Annotated in this window: 18 protein-coding genes, 2 tRNA genes and 1 pseudogene; 13 read left to right on the top strand and 8 right to left on the bottom strand. The window is 53.2% G+C overall.

The window, feature by feature from the left end; all coding sequences use genetic code 11:
• Positions 1-4: 4 nt before the first annotated feature.
• Positions 5-1,393 carry an NAD(P)H-hydrate dehydratase gene (locus tag FTO68_RS05355; RefSeq protein WP_255332353.1) on the bottom strand — a complete coding sequence of 463 codons (1,389 nt, stop codon included), beginning with the start codon at positions 1,391-1,393 and terminating at the stop codon, positions 5-7.
• A 41-nt stretch (positions 1,394-1,434) separates the two neighbouring features.
• Here FTO68_RS05355 and recJ point away from each other — a divergent pair, with 41 nt between their 5' ends.
• From recJ to pyrI, 6 genes are all read left to right on the top strand, one after another.
• Positions 1,435-2,829, top strand: a complete 1,395-nt coding sequence (gene recJ / locus FTO68_RS05350; protein ID WP_255332352.1) for a RecJ family nuclease — start codon at positions 1,435-1,437, stop codon at positions 2,827-2,829.
• Entirely contained in the window at positions 2,783-3,256 is a 474-nt protein-coding gene (locus FTO68_RS05345; protein ID WP_255332351.1) for a PUA domain-containing protein, read from the top strand. The genes recJ and FTO68_RS05345 overlap by 47 nt, the downstream gene beginning before the upstream one ends.
• The gene (locus FTO68_RS05340) at positions 3,253-3,618 is read left to right on the top strand and encodes a nascent polypeptide-associated complex protein (RefSeq protein ID WP_255332350.1); all 366 of its coding nucleotides are present in this window, start codon (positions 3,253-3,255) and stop codon (positions 3,616-3,618) included. Before FTO68_RS05345 ends, FTO68_RS05340 begins: the two co-directional genes overlap by 4 nt.
• Positions 3,615-4,343 (top strand): methyltransferase domain-containing protein, encoded by a 729-nt coding sequence (locus FTO68_RS05335; protein WP_255332349.1) that lies wholly within the window; start codon positions 3,615-3,617, stop codon positions 4,341-4,343. Before FTO68_RS05340 ends, FTO68_RS05335 begins: the two co-directional genes overlap by 4 nt.
• Positions 4,344-4,406: 63 nt before the next feature.
• Positions 4,407-5,303, top strand: a complete 897-nt coding sequence (pyrB, locus tag FTO68_RS05330; protein ID WP_255332348.1) for an aspartate carbamoyltransferase — start codon at positions 4,407-4,409, stop codon at positions 5,301-5,303.
• A complete protein-coding gene (gene pyrI, locus FTO68_RS05325; protein WP_255332347.1) occupies positions 5,300-5,764 on the top strand; it encodes an aspartate carbamoyltransferase regulatory subunit in 465 nt (154 codons plus the stop codon). The genes pyrB and pyrI overlap by 4 nt, the downstream gene beginning before the upstream one ends.
• Here pyrI and FTO68_RS05320 read toward each other — a convergent pair.
• On the bottom strand, positions 5,757-6,215 hold the full coding sequence (locus FTO68_RS05320) for a phosphopantetheine adenylyltransferase (protein ID WP_255332346.1): 459 nt from the start codon (positions 6,213-6,215) through the stop codon (positions 5,757-5,759). The genes pyrI and FTO68_RS05320 overlap by 8 nt on opposite strands.
• A 27-nt stretch (positions 6,216-6,242) precedes the next feature.
• On the opposite strand from FTO68_RS05320, the gene FTO68_RS05315 reads away from it, so the two are divergent.
• The 4 genes from FTO68_RS05315 to FTO68_RS05300 are packed head-to-tail and all read left to right on the top strand — an operon-like array spanning position 6,243 to position 9,776.
• A complete protein-coding gene (locus FTO68_RS05315) occupies positions 6,243-6,734 on the top strand; it encodes a gamma carbonic anhydrase family protein (RefSeq protein WP_255332345.1) in 492 nt (163 codons plus the stop codon).
• Positions 6,727-8,004: a CoB--CoM heterodisulfide reductase iron-sulfur subunit A family protein gene (locus FTO68_RS05310; protein ID WP_255332344.1), complete on the top strand. Its 1,278-nt coding sequence runs from the start codon at positions 6,727-6,729 to the stop codon at positions 8,002-8,004. The genes FTO68_RS05315 and FTO68_RS05310 overlap by 8 nt, the downstream gene beginning before the upstream one ends.
• On the top strand, positions 8,004-9,023 hold the full coding sequence (gene mtnA, locus FTO68_RS05305) for an S-methyl-5-thioribose-1-phosphate isomerase (protein WP_255332343.1): 1,020 nt from the start codon (positions 8,004-8,006) through the stop codon (positions 9,021-9,023). Before FTO68_RS05310 ends, mtnA begins: the two co-directional genes overlap by 1 nt.
• Before the next feature lie 42 nt (positions 9,024-9,065).
• Entirely contained in the window at positions 9,066-9,776 is a 711-nt protein-coding gene (locus tag FTO68_RS05300) for a DUF116 domain-containing protein (RefSeq protein ID WP_255332342.1), read from the top strand.
• Here the strand turns inward: FTO68_RS05300 and FTO68_RS05295 are convergent.
• The 4 genes from FTO68_RS05295 to FTO68_RS05280 all read right to left on the bottom strand — a co-directional run bounded on the left by FTO68_RS05295 (position 9,732) and on the right by FTO68_RS05280 (position 11,764).
• Positions 9,732-10,142: a bactofilin family protein gene (locus FTO68_RS05295; protein WP_255332341.1), complete on the bottom strand. Its 411-nt coding sequence runs from the start codon at positions 10,140-10,142 to the stop codon at positions 9,732-9,734. The genes FTO68_RS05300 and FTO68_RS05295 overlap by 45 nt on opposite strands.
• Positions 10,143-10,164: 22 nt before the next feature.
• Positions 10,165-11,022 (bottom strand): geranylgeranylglycerol-phosphate geranylgeranyltransferase, encoded by an 858-nt coding sequence (locus FTO68_RS05290; protein WP_255332340.1) that lies wholly within the window; start codon positions 11,020-11,022, stop codon positions 10,165-10,167.
• 24 nt (positions 11,023-11,046) lie between these two features.
• The gene (locus FTO68_RS05285) at positions 11,047-11,670 is read right to left on the bottom strand and encodes a TMEM175 family protein (protein ID WP_255332339.1); all 624 of its coding nucleotides are present in this window, start codon (positions 11,668-11,670) and stop codon (positions 11,047-11,049) included.
• 19 nt (positions 11,671-11,689) lie between these two features.
• Positions 11,690-11,764: transfer RNA gene (locus tag FTO68_RS05280), tRNA-Arg, on the bottom strand.
• Positions 11,765-11,823: 59 nt separating this feature from the next.
• Between FTO68_RS05280 and FTO68_RS05275 the strand changes: the two genes are divergently transcribed.
• Positions 11,824-12,936 (top strand): tRNA (guanine(26)-N(2))-dimethyltransferase, encoded by a 1,113-nt coding sequence (locus tag FTO68_RS05275; RefSeq protein ID WP_255332338.1) that lies wholly within the window; start codon positions 11,824-11,826, stop codon positions 12,934-12,936.
• 8 nt (positions 12,937-12,944) lie between these two features.
• Here the strand turns inward: FTO68_RS05275 and FTO68_RS05270 are convergent, their stop codons facing one another.
• Complete coding sequence (locus FTO68_RS05270) at positions 12,945-14,057, bottom strand: OBG GTPase family GTP-binding protein (protein WP_255332337.1); 1,113 nt, start codon at positions 14,055-14,057, stop codon at positions 12,945-12,947.
• 206 nt (positions 14,058-14,263) lie between these two features.
• Here FTO68_RS05270 and FTO68_RS05265 point away from each other — a divergent pair.
• Positions 14,264-14,337, top strand: a tRNA-Glu gene (locus tag FTO68_RS05265).
• 103 nt (positions 14,338-14,440) lie between these two features.
• Here FTO68_RS05265 and FTO68_RS05260 read toward each other — a convergent pair.
• Positions 14,441-14,623: a hypothetical protein gene (locus FTO68_RS05260; RefSeq protein WP_255332336.1), complete on the bottom strand. Its 183-nt coding sequence runs from the start codon at positions 14,621-14,623 to the stop codon at positions 14,441-14,443.
• A 53-nt stretch (positions 14,624-14,676) separates the two neighbouring features.
• Here FTO68_RS05260 and FTO68_RS05255 point away from each other — a divergent pair.
• Positions 14,677-15,660, top strand: a pseudogene (locus FTO68_RS05255) (IS1634 family transposase); the annotation flags it as partial.
• Between the last annotated feature and the right edge of the window lie 128 nt (positions 15,661-15,788).

Raw genomic sequence — 15,788 nt, 5'->3', positions numbered from 1 at the left:
AATTTCAGTCTCCATAGAGTATCTGTGCAATGAACAGAAGAAGATCGCTTGCGATCAGCCCGTCGCCAATTGCCAAAGCCGCCTCTTCCCCGGCACGACCTGTTACATAAGCGGCGATTGCGGCTGCTTCAAATGCCGGCATACGGCAGAAGAGGGCAGCTGCCACTCCCGCAAGGATATCGCCGGTTCCGCCCACCGTCATCGCAGGAACGCCTGTCCTGTTGAACCGTATCCGCCTGCCATCGGTGATGATATCTGTTGGGCCCTTCAGGAGAATAATCCCATTTTCTGTACATGCATCCCGGACAATTGCTGCGTCTGTCTCATTATTACCGGATCGATCTCTTCCGAAAGCGCGGGCAAATTCGCCTGCATGGGGGGTATAGATCGTCTCCCCTCCGGCTGGAAGGGGGAGGCGGAGTGCATCTGCGTCGATGACTGCGCGCCGTGCAGCCGCTGCCACCCGGAGCACGACATCATGGCTCCCGGCTCCGAGCCCGGGCCCGATCACCACCGAATCGGCTTCACGTGCATATTTGATTAAAAGGTCACATATCTCTTCTCCAGAGATTCTGCCTGGGAGGGGAATATGGATCAGGTCCGGGCAGTCAAGGGCATGTGGGCTTGCAACGAAGACGATATCCGCTCCTGCACGCAGAGCAGCAAGACCCGCGAGGTAAGGCGCACCCTGGTACGGTCCTCCGCCGACGACGAGCACCTTCCCGCCATACCCCTTATGGGCATTCTCCGGCTTCTTTGGAATGGAAAGGAGGTCGCCTGGTCCCGTAAAACACTCGGCTTCAAGGGGAATTCCGATATCAGCGATGGATGTTGCGATTCCCTTGCTCCTGTGAAAAGCAAGGATTGCATCTGCGGAGATACCGGGTGTCGGGAGATCTGCTGAGAGGATATATGCTGGCGATTCGTTTGCCATCGCAACGCAGGATGCGATCGGTTCACGGAGGTTTCCGCCTGCACCGGTGCCGAGCAGCGCGTCGATGATCAGATCCGCCGATGAAAAGAGATCGGCAAGCCTGGAGATGTCTTCTCTGCATGATACCTCATGGAGGGGGATGCCGCATGCGGTAAGTGCCTTAAGGTTTGCCGCGGAATCCCCCTTCCGATCACCTGAAACATAGATGCAGCTGCATTCCATAGTACGGGCCAGGTATCGGGCAGCGACAAAACCATCTCCACCATTATTTCCCCTGCCGCAGAGCACGAGCACCTGCTCTGGAGATTGCATAAGCGCCTCTTCTGCAAGCGCTCTGCCCGCGCTTTCCATCATCTGACGGGTGGAGACGCCAAGAGCTTCGGCATTCCTCTCAATGGCTTTCATACGGGAATGTTCAATCGGGTCTTCATCTTCCCATTCGGTTAACCAGGATGGCATGACACACCATTCTTCTATTGGGAGATCCTAAACTTTAGTGTATGGCTTTTACTGACGATCTCCTGGAGGCTTCGGAGATCATCAGATCTGCTGACTCTGTCACTATCATCTCGCATATCGATGCGGATGGCATTGCAAGCGAGGCTATCTTGAAAGAGGCTGTCGGGCGTGGGAAGATACCCTCTGAATCGGTATTCCTCAGGCAGCTTGAACCCCTGATGATGAAGTGGGTTCCAAAGGATGATTCCCTGAAGATATTCGTCGATCTGGGCGCCGGGCAACAGAACCTGATCGAAGAGCACGGTCTCTTATATGAAGAGGTGATCATCCTCGATCATCATATCGGGCAGCCTTCGAAGACCGAATACCGCCAGGTAAACTGCCTGCCGTACGGAGTTACGAAACTCTCTGCGGCAGGTATTGCATACCTTGTTGCACGGGAGATGGATTCCTCAAACCGGGATCTGGCCAAGCTTGCTGTGGTCGGAAATGTCGGCGACATGATGGCGCGTGAGGGATGCGGGCTTGTCGGACCTGCCCGTGAGATAGCGCTCGATGGCGTGAAGGCAGGGAATGTCCGTGCAATCTCCCATGATCTCAACTGTTATGGCCTTTCCACGCGCCCGATTCATATCTGCCTGAGCTATAGTGACGATCCGGTGATTCCGGGGATCAGTAACAACCCAAATGGCGCTCAGCTCTTCCTCGAGCGGCTCGGCATACAGCTACGGGATTCAGAAGGGCAGTGGCGGGTCTGGGAGGATCTTGGATCTGAAGAGAGGAGGATTATCGCCTCTGCACTCGTTGAACAGCTGGTTGCCCATGGCGAGTCGGTCGACCGCCTCTTTGGAGAATCCTATATCTTCCCGGATGAAGCCCCGCGTTCACCCCTCAGGAATGCCTCGGAATATGCGACGCTGCTGAATGCCTGCGGCAGATGGACCCGCCCCGCGATCGGGAGCGAGGTTTGCCGGGGCGATCGGGGCCTGATATATCAGCAGGCTGAGGAGATGCTCCGCCACCACCGGAGTGTTATACGGGAGCTCTTCCAGTATATCATCAGGACAGGGGTCGCCAGAACAGAGAACTTCCAGTGGATTCACACACAGGATCAGTTCCCCGATACCATTGTCGGGATTGGAGCAGGGATGGCCCTCTCAAAACTGGATCGGAGGCTTCCGATTATGGTCTTCTGCACCTTGCCCGATGATCCCGAGGTGGTGAAGGTTTCTATGAGAACAGTCGATCGGGTCGTCCGATCGGGAATCGATCTCCAGGCGGCACTCTGTGAAGCGTCAGCCCTTGTTGGCGGTGCCGGTGGAGGTCATGCAATAGCAGCAGGGGCATATATCCCTGCAGGGACGGAGGAGACATTTGTCAGAAGAATTGATGAGATCCTCGCACGCCAGTCTGCGCAGGGTACGAAAGATTGCTGAATTTCAGTTCGGGCGCGGTGCAGGGGATACGCTCTTTCCCGATGAATGTACATTCCAGTACTCGACATCCCAGAGGATACGGTATGTGATGCTGGGGAAAGTCAGGCTCGCGACAGTGCGGGCACAGGACGGCCGCCTCACCCTCAGTTATGAGGGTGCTGCCCGCCTCCATGCATTCCTCGCGCCGCCGGCGGGGCGGGTTGTTGTGCATGAAGATGCAGTTCCTTTTGTATCAGAGGGGAAGACTGCAATGGCAAAGCATGTATTGAGCGCTGATCCAAATATCCGCGCAGAAGATGAGGTTTTTGTTGTTTCAGAGGATGACTCGCTCCTGGCAACGGGGATGGCAAACCTCTCCGGAGATGAGATGCTGGAATTTAAGTACGGCGGTGCCGTAAAAGTACGACAGGGAAGGGATAAACGATGATGCCCGGCGGAATGAATCCACGAAAGATGAAACAGATGATGAACAAGCTCGGTATGTCGATGGATCCGATCGAGGGGGTTACCCGCGTCACCATCGAGACGGCTGAAGGAACGTACCTCTTTGAAGATGCAGAGGTAGTGGCGATGACGATGCAGGGAACGACTACCTACCAGCTGACCGGCACTCCAAAATTTGAGGGCGCCGGAGTGATCGACTCAGCACCGGTTGAGGCCGAGATCTCAGACGATGACATCTCACTCGTTTCCATGCAGGCAAATGTCTCTTTGGATGCTGCAAAAGCAGCCCTCATCGAGACGAACGGGGATATCGCAGAAGCAATCATGAAACTTGGCGACCAATGATTGAAGAAGGCGATCGAGTTATCCTGGTCGGGCAAAAACGGGAATACTATCTTCGGGCGGGTCCGGGCAAGTTCGGATCCGATGCCGGTGAGATACAGCTTGCCGATCTGATCGGAAAGATGCCCGGTGACCGGGTAGAGACCCATCTTGGAAAAACTTTCACGATCAGGGTGCCCCGTCCGCCGGATTTCTTTACCCACGGGAAACGGAGCGGCGCCCCGATGCTCCCGAAGGATATCGGGATGGTGATCGCCTACACCGGCATGAACAGAAACGACTCTGTGCTGGATGCCGGAACGGGAAGCGGTGTTGCCGCCATCTATTTCGGAGGGATTGCACACCACGTCGATACCTACGAGATACGCCCTGAGTTTGCGCGGCTTGCAGAGAAGAATATCGTCGATGCATCCCTTGACAATGTCACTGTCCATGCAGAGGATGTCCTCTCGGCAGAGGGCTCATATGATATCGTACACCTGGATATGATGATCCAGAAGGAACATGTTGCGCATGCCCATTCCCTTCTGGTGCCGGGTGGTTTCTTTGTGACCTACACCCCCTTCTTTGAACAGACATTCTCGGTGATAGATGCCTGCAATGAGTTCTTTTCAGGCGGTGTCAACTGTTTTGAGTGTATGGAGCGGGAACTGACCCGGACAGCACGTGGCACCCGTCCATCAACACGTGTGGCACACAGCGGATTTCTGACCATTGCCCGGAAGTGATCCCTTCGTTTTATCTGGATGGCGCATCAACAGACAGGTACATTTCTGCCCGGCGGAATCATTATGCGTCATATCATCTCGATAAACGAGGTATCTATAGAGGAGATCGATGATATCCTTGACCGCGCGTCTGCTATCGATCAGGGTGCCTTTGATCCTGATGCCCTGAATGGAAAAATCCTCGCCAATCTCTTTTTTGAACCAAGCACCCGTACACAGATGTCATTTGTCTCTGCGATGCTGCGGCTTGGTGGAAAGGTGATCAATCTCGGATCAGTCGAGGCAAGTTCGATCGTCAAAGGCGAGACCCTCGCCGATACGATACGGGTCGCCTCAGGCTATGCCGATGCAATCGTCCTCCGCCATCCCAAGGAAGGTGCGGCACGGCTGGCATCGGAATTCTCTTCGGTTCCGGTGATCAATGCCGGTGACGGCGCCGGCCAGCACCCTTCCCAGACCCTCCTTGATCTTTTCACTATCAGGCAGTCCATGCCACTTGAAGGGATTAATGTCGGGTTCCTGGGAGATCTCCGTTATGGAAGAACGGCACATTCGCTCGCAACGGCCCTCTCCAGGTACGGCGTCTCGATCCATACCATCACCCCCCCGGGCCTCGAACTCCCTCCAAGCCTCACCCATGATCTCCTGGACACCGGTACAAAGATCGTTGTGTATGAGCATCTGGAAGATATCATTACAGACCTTGATGTTCTGTATGTGACCCGGATACAAAGGGAGAGGTTCCCTGACCCCGGCGCATACGCCTCAGTTGCCCTCGGATACCGGGTTACTCCGGAGACGCTTGCCGGGGTTTCGGATCGTTTCATCCTTATGCATCCGCTCCCACGTGTCGATGAGATCGATCCCGCCGTTGATGCAATGCCCTGTGCAAAGTACTTCGAACAGGCGAGAAACGGGGTGCCTGTACGGATGGCGATGCTCCAGAAGGTGCTGCTATGAAGCGAAAACCAGAAGAGGGGTTATTGATCAGCCCGATTCGGAACGGAACCGTAATCGATCATATCGATGCAGGCGAGGGGCTGTCTGTCCTCAGGATCCTTGGCATCACCGGGAGGACAAGCGAGTCGTTATCGGTGGCGACAAATGTCGCAAGCCACCAGATGGGGAAGAAGGATATCGTCAAGATCGAGAACCGGGAACTCTTAAAGGAAGAGGTGGATCGTATCTCCCTGATTGCACCGAATGCGAGTATCAATATTATCAGGGAATACCTGGTGAAAGAAAAGATCGGTGTTGAGATACCTTCTGAGGTGTTTGGGGTGATCAGATGCCCAAATCCCGGATGTATCTCGAATGCGAATGAACCGATTCAGAGCTCATTTGCCTGCCAGAAGAGGGGATACCGGTGCCGGTACTGCGACACCATGATCACCCGTGATATAGCCTCGTATATCATCTGATCAGATGCCCTTCCTGATCAATCTCTTTTCGGTAGATTCGTGTGCTTGAGACGATCTTCCCGTCATCTGCCATGATACAGCGTATCTGGTAGATATCCACTTTACTTCTTCCCTTCTCCTGCCGCAGGGAATTGATCTCCTCTGCAACAGGGAATGTCTCCTCTGAGACAACAAGCGCTTCAAATTCCTGGTTCAGTGCTGATCCGAACCGATCAGCGAGGCATTCGACCAGGTAGCCTGCAGGAAACTCCATGGACTCAATCCATGCGATCAGCTCATCCCGTCTCACTTCATATGGACGGACGGGATGGCTCTTCCGTGATGCAAAATTGTCTGAAGTAAGTCCTATTGTCACAAATCCGCCATCTCCGGCGATTTCAAAGGATCTCTTGAGAAGAGTCTTATGGCCGATGTGGAGGGGATCGAAGGTGCCTCCTACCATAACGTTCATGCAATTTACCTCTGCATATATACTCTTATGTGTAATGGAGGGGCCACCGGCAGGTGTGCTTTCATCGCTGGTAACGCAACGGTTGTTGGCGATGCTGAGCTCGGCGAGGATGTGAGCGTCTGGTTTTCCGCGGTCATCCGTGCTGATCGTGTCCGGATCGTGGTGGGGGATCGATCAAATATCCAGGATAATGCCGTCCTCCATGGTAGTCCCGGCTATCCGACAACCATCGGTTCCGGGGTTTCTGTCGGACATGGTGCAATTCTGCATGGCTGTACGGTCTTGGACGATGTGCTGATCGGGATGGGTGCAATCGTGATGAATGGCGCGGTGATCGGGTCAGGCAGCATCATCGGCGCCGGTGCCGTTGTCACTGAAGGGAAGGTGATCCCGGAAAATTCTATCGTCCTTGGAGTGCCGGGAAAGGTTATCTCGGAGACAACAGAGGAGCAGCGTGAATCCATCCGCAGGAATGCATCCGTCTATGTTGATCTTGCACGGGGGCAGAGGGATGCGTAGGGTTGTGGTTATAGGGGGCGGGGTTGCCGGAATCCAGGCAGCGCTGGATGTCGCCAACCACGGAATCCCGGTGACCATTATCGAGCGAGAGCCAAGTATCGGCGGCCACATGGCACAGCTTGACAAGACCTTTCCGACAAACGACTGCTCGATGTGCATCCTCTCCCCGAAGATGGTGGATGTTGAGCGGCATCCGCTGGTTACGATCAGAACACTCGCCGAAGTCCGGGATATCGAGGGCGATGTCGGCGCGTTCAGGGTGACGGTGCTCCAGCATCCCCGGTATGTTGATTCGAGCCTCTGCAATGGGTGCGGCGACTGCGTTGATATCTGCCCGGTTGAGGTCTATAACCGTTTCGATGCCGGAATCGGGGTCAGGAAGGCGATCTACAAGTCACATCCGCAGGTTGTTCCGAATGTTGTTGTCCGCGATGCCGAACACTGCATCGAATGCGGGCTCTGCTATGATGTCTGCGGAAGGGAGGCAGTGCTCCGTGAAGATAGTGAGAAGACCGAGGTGATCGAAGCGGCAAGCATCATCATAGCCACCGGCTACCAGCTCTTTGATGCAGAAAAGAAAGTGATGTTTGGGTATAATCGATATCCGGATGTGATCACAAGCCTCGAATTCGAGCGGATGATCAATGCAAGCGGGCCGACCGGGGGAGAGGTCCGCCGCCTCTCGGATGGGAAGATTCCACAGTCTGTTGTCTTTGTCCAGTGTGTAGGATCCCGCGATATCCAGATGAAGCGGACATACTGCTCCTCGGTCTGCTGCATGTATGCACTGAAGAATGCGATGCTGATTTTGGAGCACTATCCGGATTGCGAGGTTTCGATCCTGTACAATGATATCCGAGCCTATGGGAAGGGGTACGAGGAGTATCTAAACCGTGCAGAAGCAGGAGGCGTCCACCTGGTACGTGGTTTCCCCGGAGAGGTGATCGAGGGAAAGGGTGATCTGATCCTGCCGCTTGAGAATACCGAGACAGGAGAATTTGTGAACCTCCATGCCGATCTCGTCGTCCTCTCGGTAGGATTTGAGCCGGTACCTGATACGCAGGTGATTGCAGAGCGGCTCGGGATACCGATGGACCAGAACGGTTTCCTGAATACCTCTGACCTGAAGCTTGATCCGGTTGGGACAATCAGGCCGGGGATCTATTGTGCGGGAACGGTGACCGCCCCCCGCGATATCCCTGATTCAGTGATGACAGCGGGTGCTGCTGCGATGCGGGCGACCCGTGATGTACTCCTTGCCGGTGAGTGATGCAGGACCGGACGATCTGGTGGGAAGAAGGCGGGGTCGGGCTGATCGAGCAGACCCTCCTTCCTGAAGAGTACCGTGAAGTGGTCTGCGCTGATGTCCCCCGGCTCGTCCTGGCAATCAGGCGGCTTGAGGTCAGGGGAGCGCCCGCACTCGGGGTTGCCGGTGCATACGGGGTTGCCCTCGCCTGCAAAAATGCGCTTGAGGGTCATGAAGGAGACTTTTACCGCTCCGTGGAGGGTGCGGCAGCGCTACTCCGGTCTGCGCGTCCGACTGCGGTAAATCTCGCCTGGGGTGTGGATCGCGTGCTGTCTGTTGTTCTTACGGAGAGTGATCCTGCGAAGGTAGCTGCACGGGCGCTTGCCATTGCAGAGCAGATAGCCGATGAAGATGAGGAGACCTGCCGGAGGATCGGTTCATATGGCGCGGAACTGCTGCCCGATGAATGCACCGTCCTTACCCACTGTAATGCGGGAGCGCTAGCCTGTGCTGCCTGGGGGACCGCGCTTGGGGTGATCCGCTCTGCGGTTGAAGAGAAAAAGATCGTGCGTGTAATCTCGTGTGAGACGCGCCCCCTCCTCCAGGGCTCCCGGCTGACGGCATGGGAGCTCTCACGGGATGGAATTCCGGTGACAACCATCATCGACTCCGAAGCGGCATACCTGATGCAGAAGAAAGAGATCGATTGCGTGATCGTCGGCGCGGATCGGATCTGCACTGACGGTGTCTTCAACAAGATCGGAACCTACATGCATGCAGTTGTTGCGGCCTATCACCAGATCCCCTTCTATGTGGCGGCGCCGCGATCAACCTTTGATCCCCTTCACACAATGGCAGATATAATCGTCGAAGAGCGTGGACGTGAGGAGATTGCCTCTCTCTTTGGGAGGACGACTTTGCCGGATGCTGTTCCTGTCAAAAACTATGCCTTTGACGGAACTCCGCTCTCCCTGGTGACAGCGATTATCACGGAAGAGGGTCTTATACGGGCGCCTTTTGATCATCCATGGCTCATGCCCTGAAGCAAGATGCTATAGTCTCTAGTGGCATATAATAATCTGAATATGTTTTTCGAAGATGAGATCTGGAACCGGATGATGATCCTGCTTGGAGAGGTGACCCTCTTTGTCGCCCTCTTCCTGATTCTCATATCAATCGTCATGGCGATCTTGATCGGAACGTCCATCCGATCAGGCCGTCTCTTCTTCCCTGCTCTTCTCCGTCCGTTTCTTGTCCTGATGGAAGGGTTTGTGAAGAGTATCTGCACCCTGATTGGGATCGAACCCGGAGAGCTCCTCCGCTTCTTAATACGCCTTGATAACCGGATGAATACCCAGTCATTTGCTGCAATCCCTCCAAACGAAAGGGCGGTATTCCTCCCCCAGTGCCTCAGATCTGCGCAGTGCCCTGCCCATCTCACCCCGGAAGGGCTTCGTTGTGTCGGGTGTGGGAGATGCGAACTTGGTGCCGGTATTCCAAGGATGAAGGCGCTTGGATACCATGTCTTCATCATACCTGGATCGACTTTTATCAAGCGGATGGTGCAGAAATATCATCCAAAGGCGATCATCGGTGTCGGATGCCTGATGGAGGTAAAAGAGGGGCTTGAGATGTGTAACCGTATCGGTCTTGTTGCAATGGGGGTTGTAACGGCAAAAGATGGGTGTGTCGAGACCCTCGTCGACTGGCACGATCTCTTTGATGTTGTCACGATAGGGATTGATCCAGCTCTAATCCCCGATAATCCTGACGTTTCTGCCAACCAGTGTTCCTGAGTTTATCTTTCCATAGATCATGACGGAGTTTTGAGATTTAACATCCCCGACCGTTACGCCAGGCCTGAGGATGATATCGCCTCCTGCATCAATTGAGAGAAGATGCACACGGTCGCAGATTGTTGCATTTTCATCAACTAAAAGCGTGCCTTTGATCCGGCTGTCTCTCCCGATGATGGCGTTTTTACAGATGACCTCGCCTTCAACAGAGCATTCCGGCCCCATTTCCAGGGTGCCATTTACAACGAGTTTACCCCAGAAATGGGTTCGCTGGGGTACAATAAAGTCCCCGTGGATCAGGACATTGCCTTCGAAGAAGGATCCGGGTTCTGCGAGGTAGGTGTTCTTATTTTTGTATATCCGCATATCTCCCCTCGTTACTAACCAACTATTTCATTGGCATAAAGATATCTATTGCGCTTGCCACCAGGAAGATCAAAAGGGCGATGTACATCATGTACTTCAGCTGTGTGGTGATCCCAAGGTCCCGGATACAGGCCGGAGTTGCACATCTGATCGTCGGAAAGACAGATCTGAGGATGGCAATATCGACGACTGCTATCCCGACCAGGTACGGAAGCCCCCACCAGAGAACCGGGATGAAACTGACGATTACGGCGACAACGGCAGATCCAAAGGCAATAGTCCCTGACCTGCTGATACCGATTGCCATCGGGAGCGTTGTTGCACCGCCTGCTGCATCTCCGTCAACATCTTCTGCATCCTTTAAGATCTCGCGTGCAAGTGTTCCAAAGAGGGTGATCCCGGCAAGCGGCAACGTGATGATCAGTCCGTCAATACCTGCGAGCGCCCCGCCGAAGAGGAAGATGCTTCCTGAGAGATAGGCAACGGCGATATTTCCATACAGAATCGTGCCTTTCAGAATCTTCGCGTAGAGTATGAGCAGGATGCTGTTGATAATGGCGATTGCAAGGCAGAGTGGGTTGGTATAGAACGCTGCCGATAGCCCGACGATGAAGAGGAGGGCGGCATAGGCGTATGCCGCATTCATACTCATCTCTCCTGATGGTATCGGGCGGTCCGGACGGTTGATTGCATCGATTGCGGCATCGCAGGCGTCATTGATTGTATTTCCGGCTCCGGTGATGAGGAGTGCGGCTGCTGCTGCCAGGAGGACTTCTGGGATTAGTGTTCCGGTTGCGATAAAGTACGCCAGGATGGCAGTAGCCCCTGAGATGGTGGCGTTTGCCGGCCGTATGATCCTGACAATGCCCGGGAGATGCATTCTACAACTCAATTGGCTCTGCTTCTATTTACCGGATTGTCTCAGGGTGATTCGTGTATGAATCATCTTCACAAACGGAATGGCAAGATAGGCCATGGTGCTGTAGGTTGATCCGGCAAGTGCTATCCCGATCGCAATAACTGATGTAATTGGGATGATCAGGGTCCTCTGGCTGGATACCATGATCAGTTCGGTGGGAACACCTGATTTGATAAGTCCGTTTTTAACTGAGTAATACCAGAAAAAAGCATAGATGCATCCGACGATAAGGAGATTTGCCTCCAGGAAGACCGGGGCGAGGTGGTCGCCATGGAACTCTGTTGACAGAGCAGTCGTGAAGGGGATGAGGGCAATAAAGAGGAGTGATATTCCGGATACCCAGAGTATAATCGAATCGATATGATCGATTTTAGCAAACTGCCGGTGATGAATGACCCAGAAGACCATCAGCATCAGGAAGGCGAGTGTATAGTGGTAGATATCAGGCACTATGCTTTCAACAACAGAGAGGGCATTGTTATGGAGATGAACTGATGGAACTTCGATTCCAAGCACCAGAATGGTCATTGCGATGGCAAAAATCCCGTCTGTCAATGCTTCAAGGCGGTTTTTCGGGAATCTCCCTTCAGAATAGTCAATTTCCGCCATGGCATCCCCTCAGGAACTACGGGCATGGAGGGATTTGAACCCCCGACCATTAGCTTAGGAGGCTAACGCCCTATCCTGACTAGGCCACATGCCCACCAGCCAATATACTTAGGGTGACGAAGGTATAAGTTTTGCGAAAATCCAGAATTATTGATGAATTATGTGCAGGTCATTGAGGGTACAACGCAGTTTCTGATACCATGGCAGGATGATGCTGCACACTTCCCCCCGGGCTCTGCACCGGTCTTCTTTAACAGGCGGATGGAGCTGAACCGCGATGCAACCATTCTCCTTTTAAAAGAGCTTTTACCTGCTGAATACCTCGATCTGATGGCAGCCACGGGTGTCCGGGCGCTCAGGGTTGCGAATGAATGCGAAATCCCGGTGATCGCAAATGATCGTGATTTTGAGGCTATCCGGTTTCTCAAAGCCAATGCCCAACGGCTTGGCCTGCCGGTACGGGTGGTGAACCGGGATGCGAATGCCCTCTTATCAACGGAAAAGTTCGAGGTAGTTGATCTCGATCCCTTCGGGAGCCCGGCGCCCTTCATTGATTCTGCGGTCCGGTCCGCGCGGAAGTATCTGTTTGTGACGGCAACGGATACTGCCCCGCTCTGCGGCGCCCACCTGAAGGCGGGGATGCGCCGGTATGCTGCTGTGCCGATGAATACACAGTATCATCCGGAGGTCGGGCTCAGGATGCTGATTGGGCATGTGGCACGGGAGATGATGAAATATGACCGGGGCTTTGAGCCGCTCCTCTCTTTCTCGTTTGAGCATTTTCACCGGACGCATCTTGCTGTGGTGCCGGGTGTCAGGGCAGCGGACCGGACACTTGCATCACTTGGCTTTATTCATCAGTGCCCGCACTGCTCGTTCCGCTCTGTGGAAGCGGGGCTTGTGCCTTCCGGCCGCACCTGCCCCGGGTGCTCCGTAGCATTGCTGCCTATCGGCCCTCTCTGGATCGGAGATATCGCCGACCGGGAGCTTTGCCTCCGGCTGCTTGAAAGGATTCCCGGGGTGGAGTTTGGGTCAAAGGCACGGCTCTCCCGGCTTTTAAGGATACTTGCGGCTGAACTGCCGGTTCTCCCGCACTATGATTACCATAAAGAGGCGAAACGGCTCGGGGTGTCGCCGCCTGCCATGGATATCCTGCTTGAGCGGCTTGTGCAGAAGGGATATGGTGCAAGCCGGGCGCATTATTCCGGCACCGCAGTTTTAACTGATGCCCCGCCTGAAGTGCTGGAAGAGGTTCTCTCTCTTTAAAAAAAGATTTAGAGTTTTGTTACTATTGTCAGGATATCGCCATCGGCGAGGACATGCGGGAGGCTGACCCGCTGGGCATCGTGTTTTACAGAATTGCCCCAGACTTTTGCATATCTGAATCGCTCGACAAAGTCACGGTGGAGGCGGTTGCAGACGTCTTCAACGGTGCTTCCCGCCCGGACGATCAGCGGCTCTTCCATATCTGCCGGAGCTCCCACTGGTTTCATGAAGATCTGGATGAAGCCGAGATGGTCGTAGACGGCGTCTTTTAATGCGTTGATATTGTAGCCTGAGTGCGCAGATATCATGATGGGCGACTGGCCAAACTGCTTTGTGAGGTTTTTTACAATTGCCTTCTTTGACATCTCATCGATGAGATCGACCTTGTTGATCGCGATGAAGGCAGGGATATAGCGCCGGTTGCCGATCATCGCATCGATGAAGTCTTCCTGGGTGACATTGCCTCTGATCAGGACATCGGCGTTCATGATCTTGTTCTCAGCAAGGATCGTCCGGATCTCTTCGAGATTAAGATCGACACTTCCAACGGTGTTCAGCCGTACACCGCCCATACCGGTCTTCTTGATGGTGATATCGGGTTTTGGGACATTGATCCGGATTCCCGCATCGTACAGCTCTTTTACCAGCACATCGATATGCCGGTCATTGAAGACGTCGCCTAAGATGATGATCAGGTCTGCTGTTCTGACAACTGCGATCACCTCTTTCCCGCGCCCTTTTCCCATTGCCGCACCGGCGATCAATCCCGGAATATCAAGGATCTGGATCTTGGCTCCCCTATGTTCCATCAGGCCGGGAACAACGGTGAGGGTGGTGAAGGCATATGCGGCGGTCTCGCTCTTTGTGCCTGTGAGCTGGTTTAAGAGCGTGGATTTACCCACAGACGGGAACCCTACAAGGACAACCGTTCCATCGCCGGATTTCTTGACCGAATAGCCTTCTCCCGTCCCGGAGGATTTCATTGCACGGGTAACCGCCTCGTCCTTCAGCTTCGCTATCTTTGCTTTCAGCCGGCCGATATGGAGGGAGGTTGCCTTATTGTATTTTGTATTCCGGAGCTCATCCTCAATCTCGCGGATCTGCTCTTCGAGGCTACTCATCCGTAATTAATGGCATCTCCGTGCTCATGAATCTATGGAAGGCAGAGGAGAAAGTGAGGGTGTGTGGGTGAGTGAATGATCAGGAAGAACCGGTAGATATGGAGTGGATATGGACGCATACAGGATGGATAGGGAAGGCAGGATGATCGGACGATATCATAATGATTAAATATTCTCACGCCTCACAGAATAGAGCACAAATTCTTGCTGATATAGTGTAGTCGGCCAATCATGTAGGACTCTCACTCCTACGACTGGGGTTCAAATCCCCATATCAGCATCCCGTAGTCAGGTTAGAATCTGACAATGCTTTTTTATTGAGCGGGCGGTTATTTTATTCAACATTTACTCTGAAAGTATATCCGAAATTATGTTGTTCCTGTTTACTGAAAGATCGACACACTGTCTGCCTTTAACTGATCCCCGGATTTTGCAGGGGCATTTTTATCCATTGCATAGAAGCCTCCTGCAAGCGATAGTCCGGCTATAAAAATAGCTGACAGAATTACGGCAATAACTGCTATTGAAAGGGCGGAAAGCCCCGAAAAACGGTTTTTATTTTTCATAGATTAACATTTGATGTAAAATATAATAACAATTTCTGATATCTGGCTGTGTTTCAGCAGAGGTGCTTGGAGAGAAGGGATATAATTCAAAGAAGGCGAACCAGAAGCAGATCAATCTCTGTAGCCTTGTCTCAAAATGGGATAAAGTGCCGGTTTCATTCTTTTTGCTGCTGTGTAATTTCAACTCACTGTCATCGGTAAAGGAGCTCCTGGTACAGCTGCTGGATCTCTCCTATGAGCCGGGAACACTGATCTGGGACCGGGGAAATACCTCAGAAGAGTCTGTCCGGGATATTGAGGCGCTTGGATGGAACCTTATCTGTGGCGTGAATAAAGGATCAAACCAGGCACAATCTCTGCTTCTGCAGACTGAGGTTCCAACAAAGGTTACAAACCGGGTGAGATCAACCGGCACGAGTTCATTGTATGCAACCATGGCAAAAGGAACACTCTTTGGCAGGGAGGATGCCGGCATTGTGTATGTCAACCATGCGAAGAGGATGGAGGCTATTGATTCAAGAAATGCGATGTTGGATGAGCTAAATGCTGAATTGCAGGTGTTTAACGAGAATCTAAAAGGTCGAACGAAGGAGGAGGTTGAAGAGAGTATTGCTGGTATTCTTGGGCAATATGCTGACTTTTTCACAGTCCATGTTCTTCAGAACGGGAAACGGTGTGCGGTTTCATGGGAGTATAACGAGGCAGCGATTGACAGGGCAGCCGATCTGGACGGGAAATACCTCCTGTATTCGACTGATACCTCTTTGAAGGCGACAGAGGTGGTGAACGAGTATATGGAGAAGGATTTTGTCGAGAAGATATTCAGGACGCTGAAGACACATCTGAAGATTGCTCCTGTCCGTCACTGGAAGAACCATCGGATCCGTGCGATCTTCTTTGTGAACATGATGGCACTGTGGCTCCGGAAGGTGTATGATTATCAGCTGAATCTGGTCCCGAAGAAGAAGAGGGATTATGGGTTCGATGAGTTGTTGCAACGACTGAAACGTGTTGAATATGTCGAGGTGGTGAGTGCAGCCCACATTCGGCATCTACTTTTTCATGCATAATATTTTTCCACCCCTGACCCGAACAGCCGCGTAATATCCTGTAATTCATCTGTATAATTGAGAATCCGGCACTTAAATCCCGTATCTGTCACTTC

The sequence above is a fragment of the Methanocalculus taiwanensis genome (assembly GCF_024372745.1).
GTDB classification, from domain to species: domain Archaea; phylum Halobacteriota; class Methanomicrobia; order Methanomicrobiales; family Methanocorpusculaceae; genus Methanocalculus; species Methanocalculus taiwanensis.
The sequence above is the reverse complement of the archived record's forward strand: the minus strand, read 5'-3'. Positions and strand labels throughout refer to the sequence as shown.

Bases quoted from the DNA above. Each gene is read 5' to 3' on its own strand.
- FTO68_RS05355 (WP_255332353.1), bottom strand. From the start codon at position 1,393: ATGCCATCCTGGTTAACCGAATGGGAAGATGAAGACCCGATTGAACAT.
- recJ (WP_255332352.1), top strand. From the start codon at position 1,435: ATGGCTTTTACTGACGATCTCCTGGAGGCTTCGGAGATCATCAGATCT.
- FTO68_RS05345 (WP_255332351.1), top strand. From the start codon at position 2,783: ATGAGATCCTCGCACGCCAGTCTGCGCAGGGTACGAAAGATTGCTGAA.
- FTO68_RS05340 (WP_255332350.1), top strand. From the start codon at position 3,253: ATGATGCCCGGCGGAATGAATCCACGAAAGATGAAACAGATGATGAAC.
- FTO68_RS05335 (WP_255332349.1), top strand. From the start codon at position 3,615: ATGATTGAAGAAGGCGATCGAGTTATCCTGGTCGGGCAAAAACGGGAA.
- pyrB (WP_255332348.1), top strand. From the start codon at position 4,407: ATGCGTCATATCATCTCGATAAACGAGGTATCTATAGAGGAGATCGAT.
- pyrI (WP_255332347.1), top strand. From the start codon at position 5,300: ATGAAGCGAAAACCAGAAGAGGGGTTATTGATCAGCCCGATTCGGAAC.
- FTO68_RS05320 (WP_255332346.1), bottom strand. From the start codon at position 6,215: ATGAACGTTATGGTAGGAGGCACCTTCGATCCCCTCCACATCGGCCAT.
- FTO68_RS05315 (WP_255332345.1), top strand. From the start codon at position 6,243: ATGTGTAATGGAGGGGCCACCGGCAGGTGTGCTTTCATCGCTGGTAAC.
- FTO68_RS05310 (WP_255332344.1), top strand. From the start codon at position 6,727: ATGCGTAGGGTTGTGGTTATAGGGGGCGGGGTTGCCGGAATCCAGGCA.
- mtnA (WP_255332343.1), top strand. From the start codon at position 8,004: ATGCAGGACCGGACGATCTGGTGGGAAGAAGGCGGGGTCGGGCTGATC.
- FTO68_RS05300 (WP_255332342.1), top strand. From the start codon at position 9,066: ATGTTTTTCGAAGATGAGATCTGGAACCGGATGATGATCCTGCTTGGA.
- FTO68_RS05295 (WP_255332341.1), bottom strand. From the start codon at position 10,142: ATGCGGATATACAAAAATAAGAACACCTACCTCGCAGAACCCGGATCC.
- FTO68_RS05290 (WP_255332340.1), bottom strand. From the start codon at position 11,022: ATGCATCTCCCGGGCATTGTCAGGATCATACGGCCGGCAAACGCCACC.
- FTO68_RS05285 (WP_255332339.1), bottom strand. From the start codon at position 11,670: ATGGCGGAAATTGACTATTCTGAAGGGAGATTCCCGAAAAACCGCCTT.
- FTO68_RS05275 (WP_255332338.1), top strand. From the start codon at position 11,824: ATGAATTATGTGCAGGTCATTGAGGGTACAACGCAGTTTCTGATACCA.
- FTO68_RS05270 (WP_255332337.1), bottom strand. From the start codon at position 14,057: ATGAGTAGCCTCGAAGAGCAGATCCGCGAGATTGAGGATGAGCTCCGG.
- FTO68_RS05260 (WP_255332336.1), bottom strand. From the start codon at position 14,623: ATGAAAAATAAAAACCGTTTTTCGGGGCTTTCCGCCCTTTCAATAGCA.